This is a genomic window from Pedobacter sp. Hv1, from assembly GCF_001412215.1.
GTDB lineage: Bacteria > Bacteroidota > Bacteroidia > Sphingobacteriales > Sphingobacteriaceae > Pedobacter.
Window position 1 is genome coordinate 251,199 of sequence record NZ_LLWP01000005.1, and the last position, 20,430, is coordinate 271,628.

The window sequence follows — 20,430 nt, forward strand, 5'->3', positions numbered from 1 at the left end:
GGCCATGCAATTCTTTCAAAAAAAATTGAGTTTAAAAGCTAAACGTAGAGGTTTCCATCTCATTACCGACGAAATTATACATGCGATACCAGAATTGAGTATCTTAAGAACAGGCTTATTGCAAGTGTTTATTCAACATACTTCTGCCTCATTGACCATTAACGAAAATGCCGACCCAACGGTACGCATGGATTTTGAAACTTGGTTTAATAAAGCGGTGCAAGAGAACGATCCAGATTACACACACGATTACGAAGGGGCCGATGATATGCCTGCACACCTTAAGTCTGCATTGCTAGATACCTCATTACTTATCCCTATAAACGACGGTCAACTGGCCTTAGGTACATGGCAGGGCATTTACCTTTGCGAGCATCGCAATTATGGTGGCAACCGAAATGTAATGCTTACTGCTTGGGGCATTTAATTAACTAATAGTTAATATTGCAAGATGCCAATCTTTAACATTAAGAAATGAAGGTATTTAAGTAAAATATTTATAATGAGTTCATTGGCTCATTAGTTCATTAGTCATTGGTTCAATAGTCAATAGGAAAATTTAGCAGATCTATACCAATTTTGTGAATATTTTCAATAAACTTCACATTTTGTGAACACCCATCTATTTTCTATTCCCTATTTACTACTTCCTATTTTCTATTTACTATTCACCATTTCCTAGTTCAAAACCGTTTCAATCCAATTTCCATCTTCTTTGATAATCTCTATCAGCTCATCTAGCGCTGAAGGCGTGTTTACATTTTTCTTTACCACTTCTTTACCGCGGTACAAAGTAATTTTACCAGGGCCAGTGCCTACATACCCATAATCGGCATCGGCCATTTCGCCTGGGCCATTAACAATGCAGCCCATAATGGCAATCTTTATTCCCTTTAAATGGTCGGTTTTAGAGCGAATGTACTGTGTAGTTTCTTGCAAATCGAACAAGGTACGGCCACAGCTTGGGCAAGAGATATATTCTGTTTTAGAGATTCGTGTACGTGTGGCCTGTAAAATACCAAAACTGGTGGTGTTTACTAGGGCCAAACCAATACTTGCAGGGGCATTGATCCAAACCCCATCGCCAAAGCCATCAGTTAATAAGGCACCCAGATCACTGGCCGCAGCTAACATCAATTGATCTGCATCTACATTTTGGTACGTTCTTTTAACAATTACCGGCACTTGGATATTTTGCTGCTGCAAGGCTACAAAAAAAGCTCGCTGTTGTTGCATACCCATATCTTGGCTCGTGGTAAGGATAACCACGGTTGTAGGGTTTGCTAATTGCGAAACTTCCAAATCTGTTGTACTCCACTCATCGGCATTAATGCCTACAAAGTTTAACGTGGCATCTTTAATGTCAACCGTTGCGTACTCGGCTAAGCTAAACAACGGATAACAATTGTGTTTATCTTTGAGTTGAAGCCAAGTTTGATAATTATAAACTTGTTTTAAATTACCCGGAAAAGAAAAAGAAGGCAGTTCATCACCCAAATAAACCAAATCACAGGCTTGGTCTGATAGATTGTATTTATCTAAACCAGCACTATAATTGTAACCCAATGGGCTTAAAAAATACGGGTCTTTTAAATTTTGTGTCGTTACATCAACCATTACAACCGGCGGGTAATGACCTCCTATCTGTTGTACGGGGCTGGTAATGCGACGTGCATATTGATACGGGTTATAAGTGGTATTGTTTACTACCTCCTGAGAACCAGAAGCTGCCAATTGAGAACTGTCGAACTTTCTTTCATAACGATCGGCTAAGGCCCTAGCAACTGGAGCTTCAAATTCGGGATCTTCAGTTAAAGAAACCCTAATCGTGTCACCCAAACCATCGGCCAACAACGTACCAATACCTACTGCCGATTTGATACGGCCATCTTCGCCATCGCCGGCTTCGGTAACCCCCAAGTGCAAAGGATAATTCATCCCTTCTTTTGCCATGGTTTCTACCAATAAACGATAGGCCTGCACCATTACCTGCGTATTGCTGGCTTTCATAGAAATACACAGGTTGTAATAGTTTTGGTCTTCGCACATGCGGATAAACTCCATAGCCGATTCTACCATTCCTCTGGGGGTATCGCCATAATGGCTCATGATCCGGTCTGACAGTGAACCATGGTTGGTACCAATACGCATGGCCGTACCATATTCTTTACAGATTTTAACCAGTGGCGTAAATTTTTTATAGATGCGATCTAACTCTGCCTGATATGCTGCTGTGGTATATTCTAGATTTTCGAAACGTTTTTTGTCTGCATAGTTACCCGGATTAACACGAACCTTTTCTACAATTCTGGCTGCAGATTCTGCGGCATTTGGGGTAAAATGGATATCGGCAATCAATGGAACATCGTAGCCTCTTAAACGCAGTTCTTTTTTAATATTGGCCAAATTTTCGGCCTCTTTAATGCTTGGAGCTGTAATTCTTACATACTCACAACCAGACTCTACCATGCGTATGGTCTGTGCTACAGTACCCATGGTATCCATCGTATCTGTAGTGGTCATCGATTGGATACGGATCGGATTTAAACCACCCATAGGGATGTTACCGATCTGAACTTCGCGGGTTAAAAACCTCGAATATTGGGTTACACTGTTACAATAACCGCCTTCCAATTTGTAGAATCTATCCACTTTTTCCATGCACTACAAAGATAATCTAAAAGTTTAAATATTTAAGGTTAATCATCGATCAACCGAGGGTCAAATTCGTAGCTTATAGGCTAAACCAAGCGTTGTTTGATCACTAAAGTACCCACAATTACATCGTGTAGGCATTGTTGTTTCTTGTTTAAAAAGCTATACAAGTAACCTATAAATAGGGGCAATACAGAAAATACCTTGGCAATGTTACGGCCAAAAGAAACTGATAGGGCAATTCTGTTGCCAATCATATCGGTTACCTTAATGTCCATTAAACGTTTGCCTATGGTAGCCTGTTTTACTGAGGCCTCTGCAAAACTGCTATAAATCAGTTTGGCTAAGGGCACCAATGCCAAAAGGCTTAGAGCGGTACCAATTCTGAAAATTTGGTTATTGATAAAAATGTAGAGAATGAGCACTACAAAAACATAGATGATCATTAATAAGAAATAATCAATGGCCGATGCCATTAAGCGCTGATCAAACGAGGCGAAATATTGAGGGGCAGTTTGTTGGTATCTGAAACCCAAAAGCTCACGCAGTTCTGCAAACTCATGAGCTTCTTTGTAATCGTCCATTCCCGGTTTTCTAATAAAAGTACCAGGTTTAATCGCTAGGCCTTTTAGTTCATCTAAACGATATGGCCCTTCGGGTTTACCATTAACAACTACCGTATATTCCATTAAGTTATTTGTTTTCAGTTTTACGTTACAAGCAGATACTTTATCTAAATCTACTACAATTTAACCATACAAACTTATAACGTAAAACCGATAACTTGATTTTTATTTAGTATCTATTTACTTCAAAGCTGCTTAAGCCTCCATCTAGGTTGATGAAGATCTTTTTTGCTGAAGATTGATAGTTAGGTGTTTCATACAACCCTTCGTCAATTTTGGTAAAACCTGAAAAATCTTTTGTAGACAATCCTGTTTTGGTTTTGATGCGACAACCAGAGTCTTTAGGTACGCGGATTTTTACATCGGCCACACCTGTTTTAATATTCACATCTGTAATAGGCAATAAGCTTCCCAATTTGATGTCAACCTCTGCAGCACCACCGTCAAAATTAAGGGTTCTTACTTTATAGTCTTTTAAATCGAAGTCTATTTGTCCAGCGCCCAGTTTTAAATTCATTTCCCAAACTGGAGCGGTATTTAAACGAAGGTCAACATCATTGCCACCATCATTAAAAGACCAACTGTTTCTTTTGTTTTTATCTTGTAGTTTAAAGGTTAACGTATTTACGCTATCGCTAGATTCTTTGGTTAAAATGAAATTGCTGAATCTCTTTCTTACATTGGCAATAAACAAACTATCTGTTGCACCTTTTAAATCGAAAGAAGTACCACCTCCAGAAACATTCAGGATATTTTTCTTCGCGCTATCTCCAGCTAATAAAGGCTCAGTAAATGTAGCTTTGGTGTAGTTACCATCGTTATCCTCATCGTCCATATTCATTTCAATATGGTTTCCTTTACCATTGCCCCACCAGTATCTAGACGAAGGTCTTTCTTGGCCTTTTACAAAGAGAAAAGATAAAGCAATAACCAAAATGGCCAATGAAATGATATTTCCTGTTTGCGAGTTGTTTCTATTGAACAAGATATTGACCCCTAAAATGATCAAAAATATTGGCCAAAAACTCCATACGTTACGCCAGTAAAACTCTATAATGTTAAAGTTATCTAACAATAGCACACCACCAATAAACAAAAGCAGTACGCCCCAAATTACTCTATCTAGTTTCATTTCGTTAAATTTTATGCTGTAACGGATGCTTAGTTTGCATGAGAACTCTACAACCGCAATTTAATTATTTATCATGCTTGTTTGGTTTAAATACTAAGGATTTGGTGTTGCCGAATCTTTAGGTTCTTCTGTAATTATAGCCTCCTCAACAGGTTGTTCAGCTGTACTTTTTTGTGTTTCTTCAGTTGTTTTTTTAAAATTATCCCACTCATTTTTTCTCTGGTTTCTAAAGATCAGACTGATACCTACCGCTACAATTGCCAGTGGCCATAATTTATAGATCTTAAAGATATTGAACCATTGCGGCATCACATCAAACTGTCTCAACAAGAAATAAATACCCAAGATCAATATAACTAAACCACCTATGGTACGACCAGTATCGTTATTTTTTTTGAATTGAGCTGGATCTACCGGTTGGTTAAAATCTGGACCTGCATTGGGTGTGTTCCATTTGGTCTGCGCACCAGAGTTTGCAGGATTATTAAAGGCATTTGGTGAGTTGAACATGGCTGAGTCCTCTTGGTTTTTTTTAAAATATTCGTTAAACTTATTATATCTTGCTATTGGGTCGTTATTTACCGGCACTACAATCCACATTACAATATAGACCAATAATCCGCCACCAGCTAAAAAGATGGTTGCCAATACAAAAAGCAGCCTGATAATAGTTACATCTACCTGCATATAATCTGCCAGGCCAGATGCAACTCCTGCTATGGCCTTACTGTGCTCGTTTCTAAATAATCTCTTTTCCATAACGCTATCTCCTCCTATTTATAAGTTAAAATTCAAAGGCTTCAAGATCAGTTCATCAACGTTAACACCACTACTTAAATTTAAAATGGAGTATAGAGAATTGGCAATATCTTCTGGTTGTACAAACTGTTCTGGGGGTAAATGTGTGCCTTCCCATGATGCTGTTAATGTAGAACCTGGCAAAATTGCCGTTACCTTAACGTTGTATTGAGCTAACTCTTTCCGCAATACATTATTAAGACTATACATGGCCGCCTTTGTTACACTATAACTGCCAGCATTATCAATTGTTTGCACACTGGCTATAGAGCAGATGTTAAAAATATGCCCAGACCTTAACTCACGCATCATTTTTCCGAAGTGTTTTGAAAAATAATAGGCCGAATATACATTTAACCGCTGTTGTTTTTCAAAGGCTTCATCAGGCTCATCTAATAGGCTGCCAGGTAAAAATACACCTGCATTGTTTACCAATACATCAACCTGATCAAAAGACGAACTTGCGAACTTACAAAAGGCCAAAACCGCTGTCTTGTTGCTACAGTCGGCCACCATGGTAAAAACTTTTACATTGGCATGAGCCAATTCTTCTTTTAAAACTTCCAGATCTTTTTCAGTTCTTGCACATAAGGCCAAATTGTAGCCGTGGCTTGCCAATTTAAGTGCTATTGCTCTCCCTATTCCTTTTGTTGCCCCTGTAATTACAGCATTCATATATCGAAAATATTGTTTGTTTAGCACAAAAAAGGGTATTAATATCTAAAAACAATAATATTTTTTAATAAATACACAAAGCCAGAACATTTTTTGTTGTTTCTTTGTATAATATTGTGTTTACTACAGTTAATCTTTATTAAATGAACTTTACCAATTTTGGCAAGTATATTCTACTTTTAAAAGCCGTTTTTAGAAGACCTGAAAAATTAAAAATATATATCAAAGCCATTTTTCAACAAATGGATTTTATTGGTGTAGGCTCATTAGGTTTAATTAGTATCATTTCCACTTTTATTGGAGCGGTAATGACTTTACAGATTGCTTTCCAGTTGGTAAGTGATTTTATTCCGAAAACAATTATTGGTTCGGTTAACCGCGACTCGAGTATCCTTGAGTTGAGCCCTACCATTAGTGCAATTGTATTGGCCGGAAAAATTGGTTCTGCCATTTCATCAGAAATTGGTACCATGAGGGTAACCGAACAAATTGACGCTTTAGAGATTATGGGCATCAATGCACCAGGTTATTTAATTTTACCAAAAATTATTGCCGGTATTACCATGGTTCCAATGTTGGTAATCATTTCAATGGTTTTAAGTATTACAGGTGGTTATTTAGGTGGTACCTTATCTGGTGCTGTTTCTGCTGCAGAATATGTACAAGGTATTACTACAGATTTTAATCCATATACCATTACAGTAGCATTGGTAAAAGCATTCGTTTTTGGCTTTATCATTACATCGGTACCTGCATACGAAGGTTTTTATGTAAAAGGTGGTGCATTAGAAGTAGCACAGGCCAGTACAAAAGCTGTTGTAGTAAGTTGTATCAGTATTTTAGCATGTGATTATATCGTAACCCAATTATTATTATGATCGAGATTAAAGATATCCATAAATCGTTTGGTGATAATGAGGTACTAAAAGGGATTTCTGGTAAATTTGAACCTGGGGTTACCAATTTAATTATTGGTGGTTCTGGTTCTGGAAAAACCACTTTGCTCAAATGTATGATTGGTTTGCACCAGCCTGAACAGGGAAGTGTATTGTACGATGGTCGTGAGTTTACGCAATTGAACTTCGAAGAACGTATCGAAATCAGAAAAGAGATTGGAATGCTTTTTCAAGGTTCTGCTTTATTTGATTCAATGACAGTTGAAGAGAATATCATGTTTCCATTGAACATGTTTACCGATCAGCCTTATAAAGAAAAACTAGAACGTGTTAATTTCTGTTTGGCACGTGTAAACCTGGAAGGGAAAAACAAACTGTTTCCGGCTGAGCTTTCTGGAGGAATGAAAAAACGTGTGGGTATTGCCCGTGCCATTGCCATGAACCCGAAATACCTGTTTTGCGATGAGCCCAACTCTGGTTTAGATCCTAAAACATCAATCGTAATTGATGAGCTGATTAAAGAATTAACTGAAGAATACAATACCACCACCATTGTAGTTACCCACGATATGAATTCTGTTATGGGCATTGGTGATTATATCATCTTCTTACACGAAGGGAAAAAATTCTGGGAAGGTTCTAACAAAGAAATCGCCAAAACAGATATTGAAGAGCTGAACGATTTTGTATTTGCCAGCCGTTTTATGAAAGCTGCCAAAGGCAAACTATAAACCTTACAAAGGTTTCTTTTTCAAGCTTATTCATTTAAATCTCACAACATTAATTGATATATTTAAAACTATATTAGTTCAAACTATTTTATACCAATGATACACTTACTTACACCAACCCACTGGAAAGACTATGAATTATTAGATTGCGGAGATTTCGAAAAACTCGAACGCTTTGGCAATTTGGTACTAGCTCGTCCGGAGCCACAAGCTGTTTGGAAAAAAGTATGGTCGCCACAAGAGTGGAAAAAGCAGACCCATATTCAATTTAAGGGCCGTTCTGCTACCAGTGGCGATTGGATTAAAGTAGCTAAAAACACCCCAGACCGTTGGAATGTAAATTATAAAAATAACGAGATCAATATTAACCTGCGTTTAGGATTGACCTCTTTTAAGCATGTTGGTGTTTTTCCGGAGCAGGCGGTAAACTGGGATTATATTTCTTCTTCAGTTAAGAAATTCAAAACACCAGTGCCGAAGGTACTGAACCTATTTGCCTATACTGGTGCTGCTTCTCTAGTAGCCAAGGCTGCTGGTGCCGATACTACACACGTAGACTCGATTAAACAAGTGGTAAACTGGGCCAACGAAAACCAAGAGTTATCTAATTTAAAAGACGTACGCTGGGTGGTAGAAGATGCCTTAAAGTTTGTAAAACGAGAATTGAAACGTGGCAAAAAATACAATGGCATTATTTTAGACCCACCTGCTTTTGGTCATGGCCCCAATGGGGAGAAATGGAAATTAGAAGACCACATTCAGGAAATGATGCAAGATGTGGTGCAGTTATTAGATGAGGAAGAACACTTTTTGATCTTGAATACCTATTCTTTGGGCTTCTCTTCGGTTATTGTAGAAAACTTGATCAAAACTTCTTTTCCGCAAGTAAGCAATTTAGAAACTGGCGAACTTTATTTACAAGCTACTTCTGGCATTAAACTGCCTTTAGGTGTATTTGGTAAATTCAACAAGTTTAAATAGCAACAAGATAAGGAGCTTTACTTCCGATAGCAGATATTAAAGCTCTTTTTGTCTATCATCTGTTGGCGAGGACGCCAACCTCAGCATAAGATAAACAAGCTATGTGACCTATCTTTCTATGTGGTCAATTTGTTGATCAAATTTTCCATAGCGAAGATATGTTAACCACATAGTAACATAGTTCCACATAGACATAAAGCAAATAGAGAATTTTTTATGGCACCTTGGCGAGCACGCCAACATCAGCATAAAAACCTATGTGACCTATCTTTCTATGTGGTTCAATTATTGATCATAACTTAAATGTGCCTTCAAAATGAATTTTAAGATACACTGGCCATATAGCAGCACACTCGTTGAAGACACCAACAAAAACAAGAGAGGCTTCCGAATCCTCAGAAGCCTTACTCTTAAACAAAACAAATAAACTATAAACTTAGAACGTTAAGAACCTTTCTTAACTAATTTATATTCAATTACTGGTTTACCTCTGGTACCACCATCTGCAGAGTGGAAACTCACAAATTTCAATTTGTAAACATTTCCATTAGCATCTTTGATCAGATAAAACAAATCTGTTTTTACGCCAACAGTACCTGTAGTATTGCGCCAGTTAGAGCCAATAATGTCTCTTGTAGCAGAAAATACCACTTTAGGACTTGAGATATTAGCTTCTGTAAAAGCAGCATACGTAAAATCAGCTGTAGCAACTTGTGCAGCAGTTACACCTGCTAAACTATTAATGAAAACGAGGTCAGAGAAAGCATAAGGGATAAGACCAGAAAAAGGAATTGTGGTATCAGCAAATTGTGTTCTATAAAGAGACCAGCCCCAAACCAAATCCCAATCAGCTTTTGCAGGCTCAACAACTACTGCACTTCCTTTTACCAACGAAGCGAATTGAAAATTAGCTTCTGTGTTTTTAGCAATATCTAATGTTTTGAAGGTCGTTTCATTCACTTTTGCATATTGCAAGGTGTATCCGGTTCCTTTTCTCAAAACTCTAATTTTATACAGATCAGTTGTTGCCAAAACAGTATTTGAGCCTCCTTTTCTATTCAAGATGTAAACTTTATTATCTGCATCTGTAGCAGAAATTTGTGCAATAGCTGTTTTGGTTAAAATATTTGCTTCACGTTGATCATCCGTGTTATTAAAATATAGATTGCTTCCCTGACCAGTTTTTAATGTATTAGGATCAAAGTCGGCAGCGGTTACAGCATTAATGTCAGTTTTAGTAGTTGTGGTTAAAATAGCTGATGCACCATTTGTTGCATTCAAGATTACCTTAAAGTCGGTTCCAGAATAAAAACCTAAATCCCAGCTATCTCTATCAACAGCAGTCTGTTTATCTTTACTAAAATCTACATATACGCTATTTCCAGCAGCGGTTCCAGATTCTGCACCAATCAATCCATTTAAAGTTAGGGTACTTCCATCAGATGGCGGTACAACAATAATTGGATTTTCATTGTCTTTTTTACAGGCTGTAAACGTGATTGCCAAACCAGCAATGGCCAAGATTGAGTTAAATTTATTCATGTTTCTATTTTTAAATTATATAATTCAATTAATTTTTATTCCAGTTAAAAGAAAGGCCCAATACATAAGAGCGTCCATAGCTATAAGGCACACTTGCACCTCCAGTGCTGTGTGCACCGCCACTTGCAGTAGAAGTATTGGTCAATTGGGTGATGTCGAAAAGGTTTTTAATGCCTGCATTAATGGTAATGTATTTGAGTACATTTTTGTTCAACATCAAATCTGCCCAGCTAAAACTACCAACCTTAACCAGTTTGGCAGTTTGTACACCACTTACAGTGCTCAATTGATAACTTGGTCTTGAACCTGCATATTTATAAAAGACACTAATGCTTCCGTTAATTTTAGGAAAAGTATAGGTTAAGCTACTTGCTACTTCTGGCGACCATAAAAACTCTGGGATTTCTACTGACACAGCATCTTCTACCAAGCGGTTATATCTTCCGATATAAGACAATGCCACATTGGCCTGTAGATTTTTGTAGATCAAGGTATTGTCTAATGATCCACCTGTAGTTTTATATTTGGACACATTGATATAGGTAGTAACTGATGGATTAGCTGCATCTATACCAAAATCAATCCTATTCTTAAATAAATTATAGAAACCTGCTAAAGTACTGCGGAATTGAAGGTCTTTTTGTTGAATTCCTGCCCAAGCTACTGACCCATTGAAACTATTGGATTCTTCGGCCTTTAAGTTTTCGTTCCCCATTATCGAATGGCTGGCATCAAAGAAATCATAATACAATTCTCTTAATGCAGGCGCTCTGAAACCACGGGCATAAGCCAATCGCAGATCTAAATCCTTACTCACTGTAAACTTTGTATTTAACGAGGGGATTACTGTAGGTGCGTCGTAAACAGAATTTTTAATGAACCTTAAACCCGGACGGATGTTGATGCTTTTATTCGGCTTCAATTCTGAAGAGATAAAAAAGGCATAATCATTAATTACAGGTGTACCTTTTATCCTTTGACCGCTGGCCGCATCTCTATTAAATTCGAAACCCGGTTGTACAGAAATAGATTTAGAGGCCGTATATTGTGCAGTAGCTCTAAAAATTGCGGCATTAAATTTCGCAATATCTTGTTCTCCAGCTTCTGTGGTTAGTGTTTCCGTATTGCTTGTAAAATCATGTTGTACTGTTCTGGTAGCTCTTTTCAAATCTGTATATCCACCAACAGTAGTTAACTGAAGTTGATCAGATAGCTTCCATTCGGTTTGTAGTTGTTGTGTATAACGGTTGGTAGTATAAGTCTGGAACTTTGCTCTATAGTTGTTTGGGTTCATCCCTCCTCGGCTATCAATGGTTTCTTCTAAGCCATCTAACCGATACCAAATATTAAAATGATTGTTTCGGTAACCTATTTTGGCATTCCCCATGTACTGTTCTTTCGGTTTCCATCTATTTTCTGCGGCCACTTGTTCTGGCGATGCAGTTTTAGGAGCCAAGTTCCAACCCCCAAATTCGGTATGGGTAAAGCCTGCCAAAGCACTCCAGCCCTTGTTCTGCCAACTGGCACCCACATTTTGGATATGGTTACCAGCACCCTTTAAAGCATTATATTCTTTACCTGCTGTTTCATCTTGTACCCTAGCCGAAATATTCAATACAGATTTACCAGCGTTTTTGGTAATGATATTGATCACCCCTGCAAGGGCATCGGTACCATATACTACAGACACAGGTCCTTCTACAATTTCTATCCTTTCAATGGTATTTACATCAATCTGATTGAGGCTTTCCCTGCTATCAGAGCGATCAACCATGGGTACTCCATCTAACAAAATCTTGATATTTCTACCACTCATTCCCATCAACTCAACATCTGTTGTACCTAATGTTAAATCGTTGCTAAAACGAAATCCAAACTCTGTATTTAATATTTGTTGTACATTGGTGGCACCCCGCAACCTAATTTTTTCGGCATTAATGGTTCTAATATTGTAGACCGAGTTTCTTAACGATTGTGGACCAAATTGAGCGGTGACCACCACTTCGTTTAACTCAGTTAATTTTTCTTTAAGCTGAATAGTTGGTAACGCTACATTTGAATTGGCATTAACCTGCACACTTTGTTCGAAAGTGTTTAAGCTTGATTTAATGGTCAGCTCATTTTTACCAATTGGTGCAGCAATTTTAAAAGAACCATCATTTTGGGTATAGGCAATTCGCTTTACACCTTTAATCAATACCAATAAACCAGCAGCAGGTTGACCATCGGCCGTGATTACTTTACCATTGATATAAACGGTTTGATTTTGCTGTTGCGCAGCAAGCTTAGTAGCCGAAAAAAGAAGAATTATAGAGAGTAAATATATTTTCATGTATATTATTTAGAATGATTTCAAATAATAGCGCAATATTAAAGCTTATTTAGACTAAATACAAATAATAATGAAATATAATCTCTAAACACTTCAAAAAGAGGATTTTTATTATTGATAAAGAATAGTATAATTGCAGAAGATTAAGGTGGCACAAATTCTATCTCCATTACTAGTGCTTTTAAACAGAATGTTAATCTGTTGATAAGTATAAAGCAAGGCTGTGGGGAAATGATGTATTTTTGGATTGATCTGAAAACTAAATTATTAAAACTAATACGATCTACTTATGAGATTTACTAAAATTGCAGGTGCTTTATTAATGGGAGTTGTTACCATAAGCACTTTTGCTTACTGCACTTCTGATGGCAAAAAAGCAGCCGCCAAAACTGCAGGCACTAAAGATTCGACAAAAGTTGAAGAAGAAAATGTACGCACACCTGTTGATACAGCAAAATATAACGAGTTAGTAAAAAAATTGGCCAATGGCGATACTACCGGAAAATGGCCAGTAAAAAATCAGCCTTATCCACTTGCTGGAGCAATTTTACCTTTCAAACGTATTGTGGTTTATTATGGCAATTTGCATTCTAAAAAAATGGGCGCATTGGGCGAGTATGCACCAAAAGAAATGTGGCAACGTTTAAACGCTGAAGTTAAACACTGGGAAAAAGTAGATCCGGCTACACCGGTACAAGTTGGCTTACACTATATTGCTGCAGTAGCTAGTGGCACCCCAGGTAAAGATGGCAAATACATTAATAGAATGGCTAACAGCCAAATCGACTCTGTATTGGCTATTGCCAAAATGCATCCGAATACCATTGTATTTTTAGATCTTCAGGTTGCTTTAAGCTCTATTAAAGCAGAATTACCTCATATTGAAAAATACCTACAAATGCCAAATGTACATTTAGGTATCGACCCTGAATTTTCAATGAAAGATGGCTCATTGCCTGGTAAAAAAATTGGAACTTACGATGCAGCAGATCTTAACTATGTATCTGGCTATTTGGCAGACATGGTAAAAAAATATAATCTTCCACCAAAGGTTTTTGTTGTACATAGATTTACCAAAAAAATGGTAACCAACTACCAAAACATCAAGTTAAGACCTGAGGTACAAACTGTAATGCATATGGATGGTTGGGGTGAGCCTGATTTAAAAATAGGTACATATCGCCACTTTATTTTTAGCGAGCCAGTACAGTTTACAGGTTTTAAATTGTTCTATAAAAACGATTTGAAAAAAGCACCAAACCGTTTAATGACTCCAGAAGAATTAATGAAACTTAAACCAGCTCCTATTTACATCCAATATCAGTAATTAGACTGAACTACCAAAAAGGGCTGACATTTTAATTAATGTCAGCCCTTTTTATGTTTTGGAGTTTTGTGGTCTTTAACTTTCAAAAGTAAGCAATGCATGTTGACTTGCCGTATGGATATCTCTCCATACCCTATTAATGGTCGTTTCTTTTTTTGCAGCTTCCAAACCACAATAAGGGAATAAGGTATCAGAAGTTTTTCGAGCACAGTGTGCCAATTGCCTGCTCAACAAACTTACTTTGGCTAACGATTCTTCGTCAATTTTTTGGTATTTCAACAATTGTTCCCACGATAAATCGAAAGCAGTATAAAATTGTTCTCTAAACTCATTTAGCTCTTTTTTGCAGCGTTGTAGCTCCTGATCAAAGTAAGCCGTTTGAGTTTCATTGTATCTTTTTAGTCCAGATCTGGCATAAAATGTTTCTTCAACAAGCGCTACAAAATGTTTGGCCATGCCTAAGCTATTCACTGCTAAAGTGGTTTCGGCCAACTGTAAAAAGGGATAATCAAATCCTTCATCGGCAACGTTGATTGTTTTATTGATTTCAAAGCTTCTATCAGCAGATACTGTTAGGTTTTCTATTTCGAAAGCATGGCTACCTGTAGCTACCAAACCAAAATAAGACCAACCAGCCAGAATACTTACTTCGTTTCTTTTGAATATAAATGACTTTACTGCAGGTTTACCTTCTGTGGTAAGCACATCGGTACCATCTTCGTTTTTCAATAAACAATTGGCGGTAAATACGGTAGCATGTAGCGCACCACTAGCATATTTCCAAGTTCCATTAACCAGATAGCCATCGGGTGTTGTTATGGCAGTTCCACCAATGGCACCACTGCCTGCAAAACATACTTTCCTATCGGCAAATAATTGTTCGGCTTGTGCTACATTTAAAAATCCCGCAAACCATGCTGCGCCACTGCAAAGTGTAACTGTCCAAGCCAAACTTCCATCGGCCTCTGCTAATGCTTCTTCCAACCTTAAAATTTCAGGCAGCTTTTTACCAGGGCCACCGTATTGCTCGGGCACAAATAATTTAAACCATTGTTGTTGGTAAGCCAACTCTAATACTTCAGGATGTAGTTCTCCAAGTTCTTCTGCAGCGCCTGCATATTGTCTGATTTTTGCTTGGTCTGCTTTGCTTAAAATTTGTTCCATGGCTATGCTGCTAAAGCTACTTTTTTCTGGTTATAGATCTTTCTCCACTCTATAAAACCAAAAATGGCTACGATAAATAGAATAGTAGTTAATACGGCAAACATGGCCAGCTTTTTATGGATCAATAAGGGAATAGCAAAAATGTTAGAGATATTTAAGAAAATCCAGTTCTCTATTTTACGTTTGGCCAACAGCCACATGCCTGCCCATGCGGTTGATGATACAAAGGCATCCCAAACAGGCACATCAGAATCTGTAAAATGTTTTAAAACAAGATACAAGATCAAAAAGCCAATAGTAGAAATCAATATGGCAACAGTAAGCTCTCTATTGGTGCACCACGCCACCTGAATTTGTGCGGCTTCTTTACGTTTTTTCCATAAAACCCAACCATACACACTCATCACCAAATAGTACATACTTAGCAAGGTTTCTGCATACAATTTTACTTGAAGCAGCAAAAACATAGACAATAAAATAGAGATAATTCCAGTTGGGTAAAGCCAAATGTTATTCCGTTTGGCCAACAGTACTTCCGATACACCAAAACCTACGGCAATCCATTCGATGATCGAGGTATGTATAAACTGTTGTTGAAAAAGCGAAAGCCATTCTTGAAGATTCATCATTTACAATGCAATTTGTCTGTTAAACAGTAAAAATTAAAGGCTGCCCAGGGGCGAAACAGCATTGTAAAACTCAACCTCTTCCCTACGCTGGCATTATCCAGATCAGGTACATTTAAGGTTTAGGGTTTTGAGATTGAGGGCTTAAGGTTTGCAAATGCATTACCTTTTACCTTCCGTCTTTTACCTTTCACCTTAAAATGGGTATAATCTCAGCTCATTCAAACCTGTAATAGAAAACAGTATTTAAGGAGCACCCCTTGAGTGGGGCAAATATAATTTTTAATTTGGAATAACACAGGACTATCATGTAAATACAATTTGATAAGTATGTTAAACTAAAACATATTTAATATTTTTTGAACTGGTATTTTATATATTTAGAAAAAATAAATCTACAAATGAAAATCTATCTAAAACTAACACTTCTCCTACTGTTACCTTTTTTCTCTTTCGCACAAAATTTAAGTGATGCAAAATCTTATAAGCAAGCATTACAATTGGCAACGAAAAAAGAAAAACCCCTCCTGCTTATTATTGGTGCAAATTTTCCGCCAGAGATGGCAAATAAGATCCCCGCAAATAAAGCGATACAAGAAGAAGATGTGGTAAAAAAAATTAAGGACAATTTTATTGTTTATGAAACAAATGGAGGAGATTCTACCATTCGTTCTATTATTTCAACCTACAGAATCAACAGCTTTCCAACTTTTCTCTTCATGCATGCCAACCAAGATGTTTTCCATCGGGATTTTGGTTTTTCGCCAACAACGCATAAGTATTTGGCAATGCTTGATCTTGCTTTGACAAAGAGCAAAGAAAAATCTATCAGTACCATAGAAAAAGAGTATCTAGCAAACAAATCTGATTATACGCTCTTAAAAAGGCTAATTGAACTAAAGAAAAAAAATGGCATTACCAATAATGCAGAACTCATTGAGCAATATGTAAGGGGCTTACGAATTGATGATTTTAACGATTACCAGACCGTACTATTTATTCTTGAGGCTGGTCCATATGTAGATGGAGAGGCCTTTAAATTAGCCTATACAAATAGAAAAATTGTGGATAGTATTTTTAAAAAAGAACCTAGCCAAACTAGGTTAAATATGAATAATTACATGATTAACAATACCATGTTAAATGCTGTAAAAAATAAAAATGTTAGGCAAGCTCAAGCAGGCGCCAATTTTGCGAGAAATAGTTGGAGTAGAGATTATCTTAAAGGGAATAAGAGTTACGGTAGCCAAATGCTCTATTACTACAGTGCCATAAAAGACACTACGAACTATTTAAGAAGCGCAGTTCAGCATTATGACACCTATTATATGAATATCAGTGCGGATTCAATAAAAAAAGCAGAAGAAAAGGAAAAACAGGTGATGTTAGAAAGAAATAAACCTGTTTTTACAACAATGCCTCCTATTTCAAAAGAAAAAAGAGATAGTATCCTTAAGTCAAATCCTCAAATGGTTAGGAGAACTGAATCTCTTATTACTTCAGTTTCTTCAACTAGTTATGCAACCGAACTAAATAATATTGCTTATAGATTTTATGCCACAGGCACTAAAAATATCAATTATTTAACCAAAGCCATGATTTGGAGTAAACGTGCTATAGAATTGAGCCCAACTTGGGGATTTTATGACACGCTAGCTCATCTCTATTATGCTATGGGAATTTATAATGAAGCATTGGCTACGCAAAAAATTGCAAGTGATATGGCTAAAGCAGGAAACCAAGCCGAAGGTTTTCTACGTTCTCAGCAAGCATATGAAAAAATGAAAAATAGAACTTTGTAAGTTTTATTTCAAACAAAAAGGCCACCGATCGGTGGCCTTTTTGTTTTTTATCTATTTCCTCTTTGTTAGAAAAACCCTAACTGTCCTTTGTCATCAATTTTAATATCGTCTGGATTGGTAATTTCCAGATCGATCTTTTTAATCGGTTTTGCTTGTTCAGGCTTAGCTTCTTCCTTTGTTTTTTCAACCTTAGGTTCTGCTACTTTTTCTTCTTTTGGTTCTTCCTTAACTACAGTACGCTCTTTAGGCTCAGGTTTTGCTATCGGTTCTACCTTAAATACTGGTTTCTTTTTAGGCGTTTCCTCAATAGGTTTTACTGGTTCTTCGGTTTTCACCTCAGGCAGTTCAACATCTTCTACAACCTCAGGCACTACTTCATCAATGGCCATTTCTTCTACCATCTCTACAACGCCTTCTTCTTGCTCAGCTCCTCCAATTTCTTCATTCTCCTCACCATCTTCTGTGCTAGGCTTAGTTTTTTCTATCAATACAGTTCCTATTTCAGATTCTGGATTAACCAAGGCCACTTGTTTCACTTCGTGTTGCGAGAGTCGGTTACCATTTGCTTTTAATCCTTTCACATCAATCAGTCCTGCCAAGTCTACCATTAAGGTCTCTGGCGTTTTCGATTTTCCTTTTTCTACATCGATCTGCACTTGTGCCTCAGCTTTACCTGTAATAAAAATCATTTTAGAACCTGGTTCTTCGCTAATAATGGTCACTTCTTTGCCTGCTGGCTGCATTTCGAAGGTAAAACGCTTTACAAAATAGTTTTTCGCCTTAGTATCATAATGTACCAAGCCATATACCTGTTCTGGATCGAACTTTTGCATCAATACAATTCCAGCATCAAAATGGTTGCTCAAATCAAAAGAAGTCAGTTCGTACCAACCTGCAGCATTCACTTGCACAATTTTATCATCACCATCAAATTCGCCCAGGTATTTGCCCCTACCATCAACATTTAAACGTTTCAGTAATTCATCATACCAAATTTTTAATCCCGATAAAGTCGAAACGCCTTTGCTCTTCAACAATACCTTTTTAATTGGGTACTTAGACACAATATTTCCCTGAGAAGCACGCCCTTTAATGGTTACTTCTGCAAAATCGATATCAAATTGTAGCTTCTTTAATTTAGAATGTGGTTTAAGCTGTACCGTTATAATTTCGGCTTCGCCATTAGGGTTGGCGGTAAAATACAATACTTTTGAACCCTTACTGCCTTTGGTTAAATCGTACTCCTTATCTCGGGTTACCCCTAATACAGAAAAACGTTTAATGTAATTTGTTCCGTTGGCACCATCTCGGTAAATGAGGTTGTAAACTGTACGTTCATCTCCCTTTTTAAATACCTGTGCATGAATAATGCCCTTGCCCACAAAAGTTTTGTCGGCCACTTTGGTTACGATGCATTTTCCATCCTCACGGAAAACAATAATCTCGTCAATATCAGAGCAATCGGCCACAAACTCGTCTTTACGCAAACCTGTACCAATAAAACCATCTTCACGATTCAGGTACAATTTAACGTTGGCCAAAGCTACTTTACTGGCTTCTACCTTATCGAACAAACGGATTTCGGTTTTGCGTTCTCGGCCCTTACCATATTTATCCTTTAGTTTTTGAAACCAAGCAATGGCATAATCGGTTAAATGACGCAAATGACCTTTCACTACCTTAATATCGTCTTCCAAAGCTTTCATCTGCTCATCAGCCTTTTTCACATCAAAGCGGGTAATGCTACTCATCGGTTTATCGATCAGCTTTTTAAAATCTTCTGGTAAAATCTCTCTATATAACGAAGGCTTAAACGGATCGAACAAGATGTTCAATACCGTTACCACTGCTTCAAAATCGCTGGCATTTTCGTACTCGGCATTTTTGTACATCCCTTCTTGAATAAAGATCTTTAAGAGCGAACTAAAGAAGATCTTTTCCTGCAGTTCGTGCAAACGGATTTCCAGTTCTCGTTTCAACAAGAATTTGGTATGCGCTGTATTTTGCGCTAAAATATCGTTTACCGAAAGAAATTGAGGTTTATCATCCTTAATGATACAGGTATTTGGAGAGATGGAAACTTCACAGGCTGTAAAAGCATACAAAGCATCAATGGTTACATCGGGCGAAATGCCTGGTGCCAGTTGCACTACAATTTCTACATTGGCGGCAGTATTGTCTTCAATTTTTTTAATCTTGATCTTGCCTTTATCATTGGCAGCCAAAATACTATCAATCACCGAACCTGTAGTAGTGCTATATGGAACTTCGGTAATGACCAAAGTCTTTTTATCTTTTTCTGTAATTTTTGCTCTTACCCTAATCTTTCCACCACGCATCCCTTCGTTGTAGTTAGAAAAATCGGCCATACCGCCTGTAAAGAAATCGGGTAAGATGTTGGGTTTATTTCCCCTTAAAATCTCAATAGAAGCATCCAATAGCTCCACAAAATTATGTGGCATTACTTTGGTGGCCAAACCCACCGCAATACCTTCGGCTCCCTGTGCCAATAACAAGGGGAATTTAACAGGTAAGGTAACAGGCTCACTATTTCTACCATCATAGCTCAATTGCCAAATGGTGGTATCTGCATTAAATACAACGTCGTTGGCAAATTTCGATAAGCGTGCTTCAATGTAACGCGGAGCTGCAGCACTATCGCCAGTAATCGGGTCGCCCCAGTTTCCTTGGCAATCAATTAACAAATCCTTCTGTCCAATCTGCACCATTGCATCGCCAATAGAAGCATCACCATGTGGGTGGTATTTCATCGTATTCCCAATTACGTTGGCGGCTTTATTGAAACGTCCATCGTCCATTTCCTTTAAAGAGTGCATAATACGACGCTGTACGGGCTTTAAACCATCGTGTATGTGCGGTACTGCTCTATCTAGAATTACATAAGAAGCATAATCGAGAAACCAGTTTTCATAAAGGCCATTAATCGGGGTAACTGTATGTTTAATTTCCGTATTATCCGGCAAATTGGTTTCGTTTAAGTTATTGTCTAATTCTTCACTCATTCGCTATAAAAGTATTTGGGATGCGTAAATATAAGGCTTGCAATCAGAATTTTTAAGAGAAGTTTTAAACAGGTGTGAATTTTACAGCATCTGGAAACTCTAATAATTAAGGCTAGCCAA

Annotated in this window: 16 protein-coding genes and 1 riboswitch; of the genes, 6 read left to right on the forward strand and 10 right to left on the reverse strand. The window is 37.4% G+C overall.

Annotated elements, in window-relative coordinates:
• Nucleotides 1–4: 4 nt before the first annotated feature.
• Nucleotides 5–427 (forward strand): secondary thiamine-phosphate synthase enzyme YjbQ, encoded by a 423-nt coding sequence (locus AQF98_RS12735; protein ID WP_055132338.1) that lies wholly within the window; start codon nucleotides 5–7, stop codon nucleotides 425–427.
• A gap of 251 nt (nucleotides 428–678) precedes the next feature.
• Here AQF98_RS12735 and ispG read toward each other — a convergent pair whose 3' ends face one another.
• The 5 genes from ispG to AQF98_RS12760 all read right to left on the reverse strand — a co-directional run bounded on the left by ispG (nucleotide 679) and on the right by AQF98_RS12760 (nucleotide 5,886).
• A complete protein-coding gene (gene ispG / locus AQF98_RS12740) occupies nucleotides 679–2,661 on the reverse strand; it encodes a (E)-4-hydroxy-3-methylbut-2-enyl-diphosphate synthase (RefSeq protein WP_055132339.1) in 1,983 nt (660 codons plus the stop codon).
• An 80-nt stretch (nucleotides 2,662–2,741) separates the two neighbouring features.
• Nucleotides 2,742–3,344, reverse strand: a complete 603-nt coding sequence (locus tag AQF98_RS12745) for an RDD family protein (protein ID WP_055132340.1) — start codon at nucleotides 3,342–3,344, stop codon at nucleotides 2,742–2,744.
• Nucleotides 3,345–3,450: 106 nt separating this feature from the next.
• Nucleotides 3,451–4,413: a LiaI-LiaF-like domain-containing protein gene (locus tag AQF98_RS12750; RefSeq protein ID WP_055132341.1), complete on the reverse strand. Its 963-nt coding sequence runs from the start codon at nucleotides 4,411–4,413 to the stop codon at nucleotides 3,451–3,453.
• 93 nt (nucleotides 4,414–4,506) lie between these two features.
• On the reverse strand, nucleotides 4,507–5,172 hold the full coding sequence (locus AQF98_RS12755; RefSeq protein ID WP_055132342.1) for a PspC domain-containing protein: 666 nt from the start codon (nucleotides 5,170–5,172) through the stop codon (nucleotides 4,507–4,509).
• Nucleotides 5,173–5,190: 18 nt separating this feature from the next.
• Nucleotides 5,191–5,886: an SDR family oxidoreductase gene (locus AQF98_RS12760; protein ID WP_055132343.1), complete on the reverse strand. Its 696-nt coding sequence runs from the start codon at nucleotides 5,884–5,886 to the stop codon at nucleotides 5,191–5,193.
• A 143-nt stretch (nucleotides 5,887–6,029) separates the two neighbouring features.
• On the opposite strand from AQF98_RS12760, the gene AQF98_RS12765 reads away from it, so the two are divergent.
• The 3 genes from AQF98_RS12765 to AQF98_RS12775 all read left to right on the forward strand — a co-directional run bounded on the left by AQF98_RS12765 (nucleotide 6,030) and on the right by AQF98_RS12775 (nucleotide 8,494).
• Nucleotides 6,030–6,764: an ABC transporter permease gene (locus AQF98_RS12765; protein ID WP_055132344.1), complete on the forward strand. Its 735-nt coding sequence runs from the start codon at nucleotides 6,030–6,032 to the stop codon at nucleotides 6,762–6,764.
• The gene (locus AQF98_RS12770) at nucleotides 6,761–7,513 is read left to right on the forward strand and encodes an ABC transporter ATP-binding protein (protein ID WP_055132345.1); all 753 of its coding nucleotides are present in this window, start codon (nucleotides 6,761–6,763) and stop codon (nucleotides 7,511–7,513) included. The genes AQF98_RS12765 and AQF98_RS12770 overlap by 4 nt, the downstream gene beginning before the upstream one ends.
• A gap of 96 nt (nucleotides 7,514–7,609) precedes the next feature.
• Nucleotides 7,610–8,494 carry a class I SAM-dependent methyltransferase gene (locus tag AQF98_RS12775; RefSeq protein ID WP_055132346.1) on the forward strand — a complete coding sequence of 295 codons (885 nt, stop codon included), beginning with the start codon at nucleotides 7,610–7,612 and terminating at the stop codon, nucleotides 8,492–8,494.
• Between the two features lie 444 nt (nucleotides 8,495–8,938).
• Here the strand turns inward: AQF98_RS12775 and AQF98_RS12780 are convergent, their stop codons facing one another.
• Nucleotides 8,939–10,036 (reverse strand): HmuY family protein, encoded by a 1,098-nt coding sequence (locus AQF98_RS12780; protein WP_055132347.1) that lies wholly within the window; start codon nucleotides 10,034–10,036, stop codon nucleotides 8,939–8,941.
• A gap of 28 nt (nucleotides 10,037–10,064) precedes the next feature.
• Nucleotides 10,065–12,368 carry a TonB-dependent receptor gene (locus AQF98_RS12785; protein WP_082435041.1) on the reverse strand — a complete coding sequence of 768 codons (2,304 nt, stop codon included), beginning with the start codon at nucleotides 12,366–12,368 and terminating at the stop codon, nucleotides 10,065–10,067.
• Nucleotides 12,369–12,690: 322 nt separating this feature from the next.
• On the opposite strand from AQF98_RS12785, the gene AQF98_RS12790 reads away from it, so the two are divergent.
• Nucleotides 12,691–13,695 carry a hypothetical protein gene (locus tag AQF98_RS12790; protein WP_055132554.1) on the forward strand — a complete coding sequence of 335 codons (1,005 nt, stop codon included), beginning with the start codon at nucleotides 12,691–12,693 and terminating at the stop codon, nucleotides 13,693–13,695.
• Between the two features lie 75 nt (nucleotides 13,696–13,770).
• On the opposite strand, the gene AQF98_RS12795 is transcribed toward AQF98_RS12790, so the two are convergent.
• Nucleotides 13,771–14,859: an acyl-CoA dehydrogenase family protein gene (locus AQF98_RS12795; protein WP_055132348.1), complete on the reverse strand. Its 1,089-nt coding sequence runs from the start codon at nucleotides 14,857–14,859 to the stop codon at nucleotides 13,771–13,773.
• A gap of 2 nt (nucleotides 14,860–14,861) precedes the next feature.
• Entirely contained in the window at nucleotides 14,862–15,485 is a 624-nt protein-coding gene (gene pnuC / locus AQF98_RS12800) for a nicotinamide riboside transporter PnuC (RefSeq protein WP_055132349.1), read from the reverse strand.
• 65 nt (nucleotides 15,486–15,550) lie between these two features.
• A riboswitch (TPP riboswitch) is annotated at nucleotides 15,551–15,756 on the reverse strand.
• A gap of 130 nt (nucleotides 15,757–15,886) precedes the next feature.
• Between pnuC and AQF98_RS12805 the strand changes: the two genes are divergently transcribed.
• Complete coding sequence (locus AQF98_RS12805) at nucleotides 15,887–17,287, forward strand: hypothetical protein (protein WP_055132350.1); 1,401 nt, start codon at nucleotides 15,887–15,889, stop codon at nucleotides 17,285–17,287.
• Between the two features lie 65 nt (nucleotides 17,288–17,352).
• Here the strand turns inward: AQF98_RS12805 and AQF98_RS12810 are convergent, their stop codons facing one another.
• On the reverse strand, nucleotides 17,353–20,310 hold the full coding sequence (locus tag AQF98_RS12810; RefSeq protein WP_055132351.1) for a DNA gyrase/topoisomerase IV subunit A: 2,958 nt from the start codon (nucleotides 20,308–20,310) through the stop codon (nucleotides 17,353–17,355).
• Between the last annotated feature and the right edge of the window lie 120 nt (nucleotides 20,311–20,430).

Coding starts and splice junctions, on each gene's coding strand:
- AQF98_RS12735 (WP_055132338.1), top strand. CDS start 5: ATGCAATTCTTTCAAAAAAAATTGAGTTTAAAAGCTAAACGTAGAGGT.
- ispG (WP_055132339.1), bottom strand. CDS start 2,661: ATGGAAAAAGTGGATAGATTCTACAAATTGGAAGGCGGTTATTGTAAC.
- AQF98_RS12745 (WP_055132340.1), bottom strand. CDS start 3,344: ATGGAATATACGGTAGTTGTTAATGGTAAACCCGAAGGGCCATATCGT.
- AQF98_RS12750 (WP_055132341.1), bottom strand. CDS start 4,413: ATGAAACTAGATAGAGTAATTTGGGGCGTACTGCTTTTGTTTATTGGT.
- AQF98_RS12755 (WP_055132342.1), bottom strand. CDS start 5,172: ATGGAAAAGAGATTATTTAGAAACGAGCACAGTAAGGCCATAGCAGGA.
- AQF98_RS12760 (WP_055132343.1), bottom strand. CDS start 5,886: ATGAATGCTGTAATTACAGGGGCAACAAAAGGAATAGGGAGAGCAATA.
- AQF98_RS12765 (WP_055132344.1), top strand. CDS start 6,030: ATGAACTTTACCAATTTTGGCAAGTATATTCTACTTTTAAAAGCCGTT.
- AQF98_RS12770 (WP_055132345.1), top strand. CDS start 6,761: ATGATCGAGATTAAAGATATCCATAAATCGTTTGGTGATAATGAGGTA.
- AQF98_RS12775 (WP_055132346.1), top strand. CDS start 7,610: ATGATACACTTACTTACACCAACCCACTGGAAAGACTATGAATTATTA.
- AQF98_RS12780 (WP_055132347.1), bottom strand. CDS start 10,036: ATGAATAAATTTAACTCAATCTTGGCCATTGCTGGTTTGGCAATCACG.
- AQF98_RS12785 (WP_082435041.1), bottom strand. CDS start 12,368: ATGAAAATATATTTACTCTCTATAATTCTTCTTTTTTCGGCTACTAAG.
- AQF98_RS12790 (WP_055132554.1), top strand. CDS start 12,691: ATGGGAGTTGTTACCATAAGCACTTTTGCTTACTGCACTTCTGATGGC.
- AQF98_RS12795 (WP_055132348.1), bottom strand. CDS start 14,859: ATGGAACAAATTTTAAGCAAAGCAGACCAAGCAAAAATCAGACAATAT.
- pnuC (WP_055132349.1), bottom strand. CDS start 15,485: ATGAATCTTCAAGAATGGCTTTCGCTTTTTCAACAACAGTTTATACAT.
- AQF98_RS12805 (WP_055132350.1), top strand. CDS start 15,887: ATGAAAATCTATCTAAAACTAACACTTCTCCTACTGTTACCTTTTTTC.
- AQF98_RS12810 (WP_055132351.1), bottom strand. CDS start 20,310: ATGAGTGAAGAATTAGACAATAACTTAAACGAAACCAATTTGCCGGAT.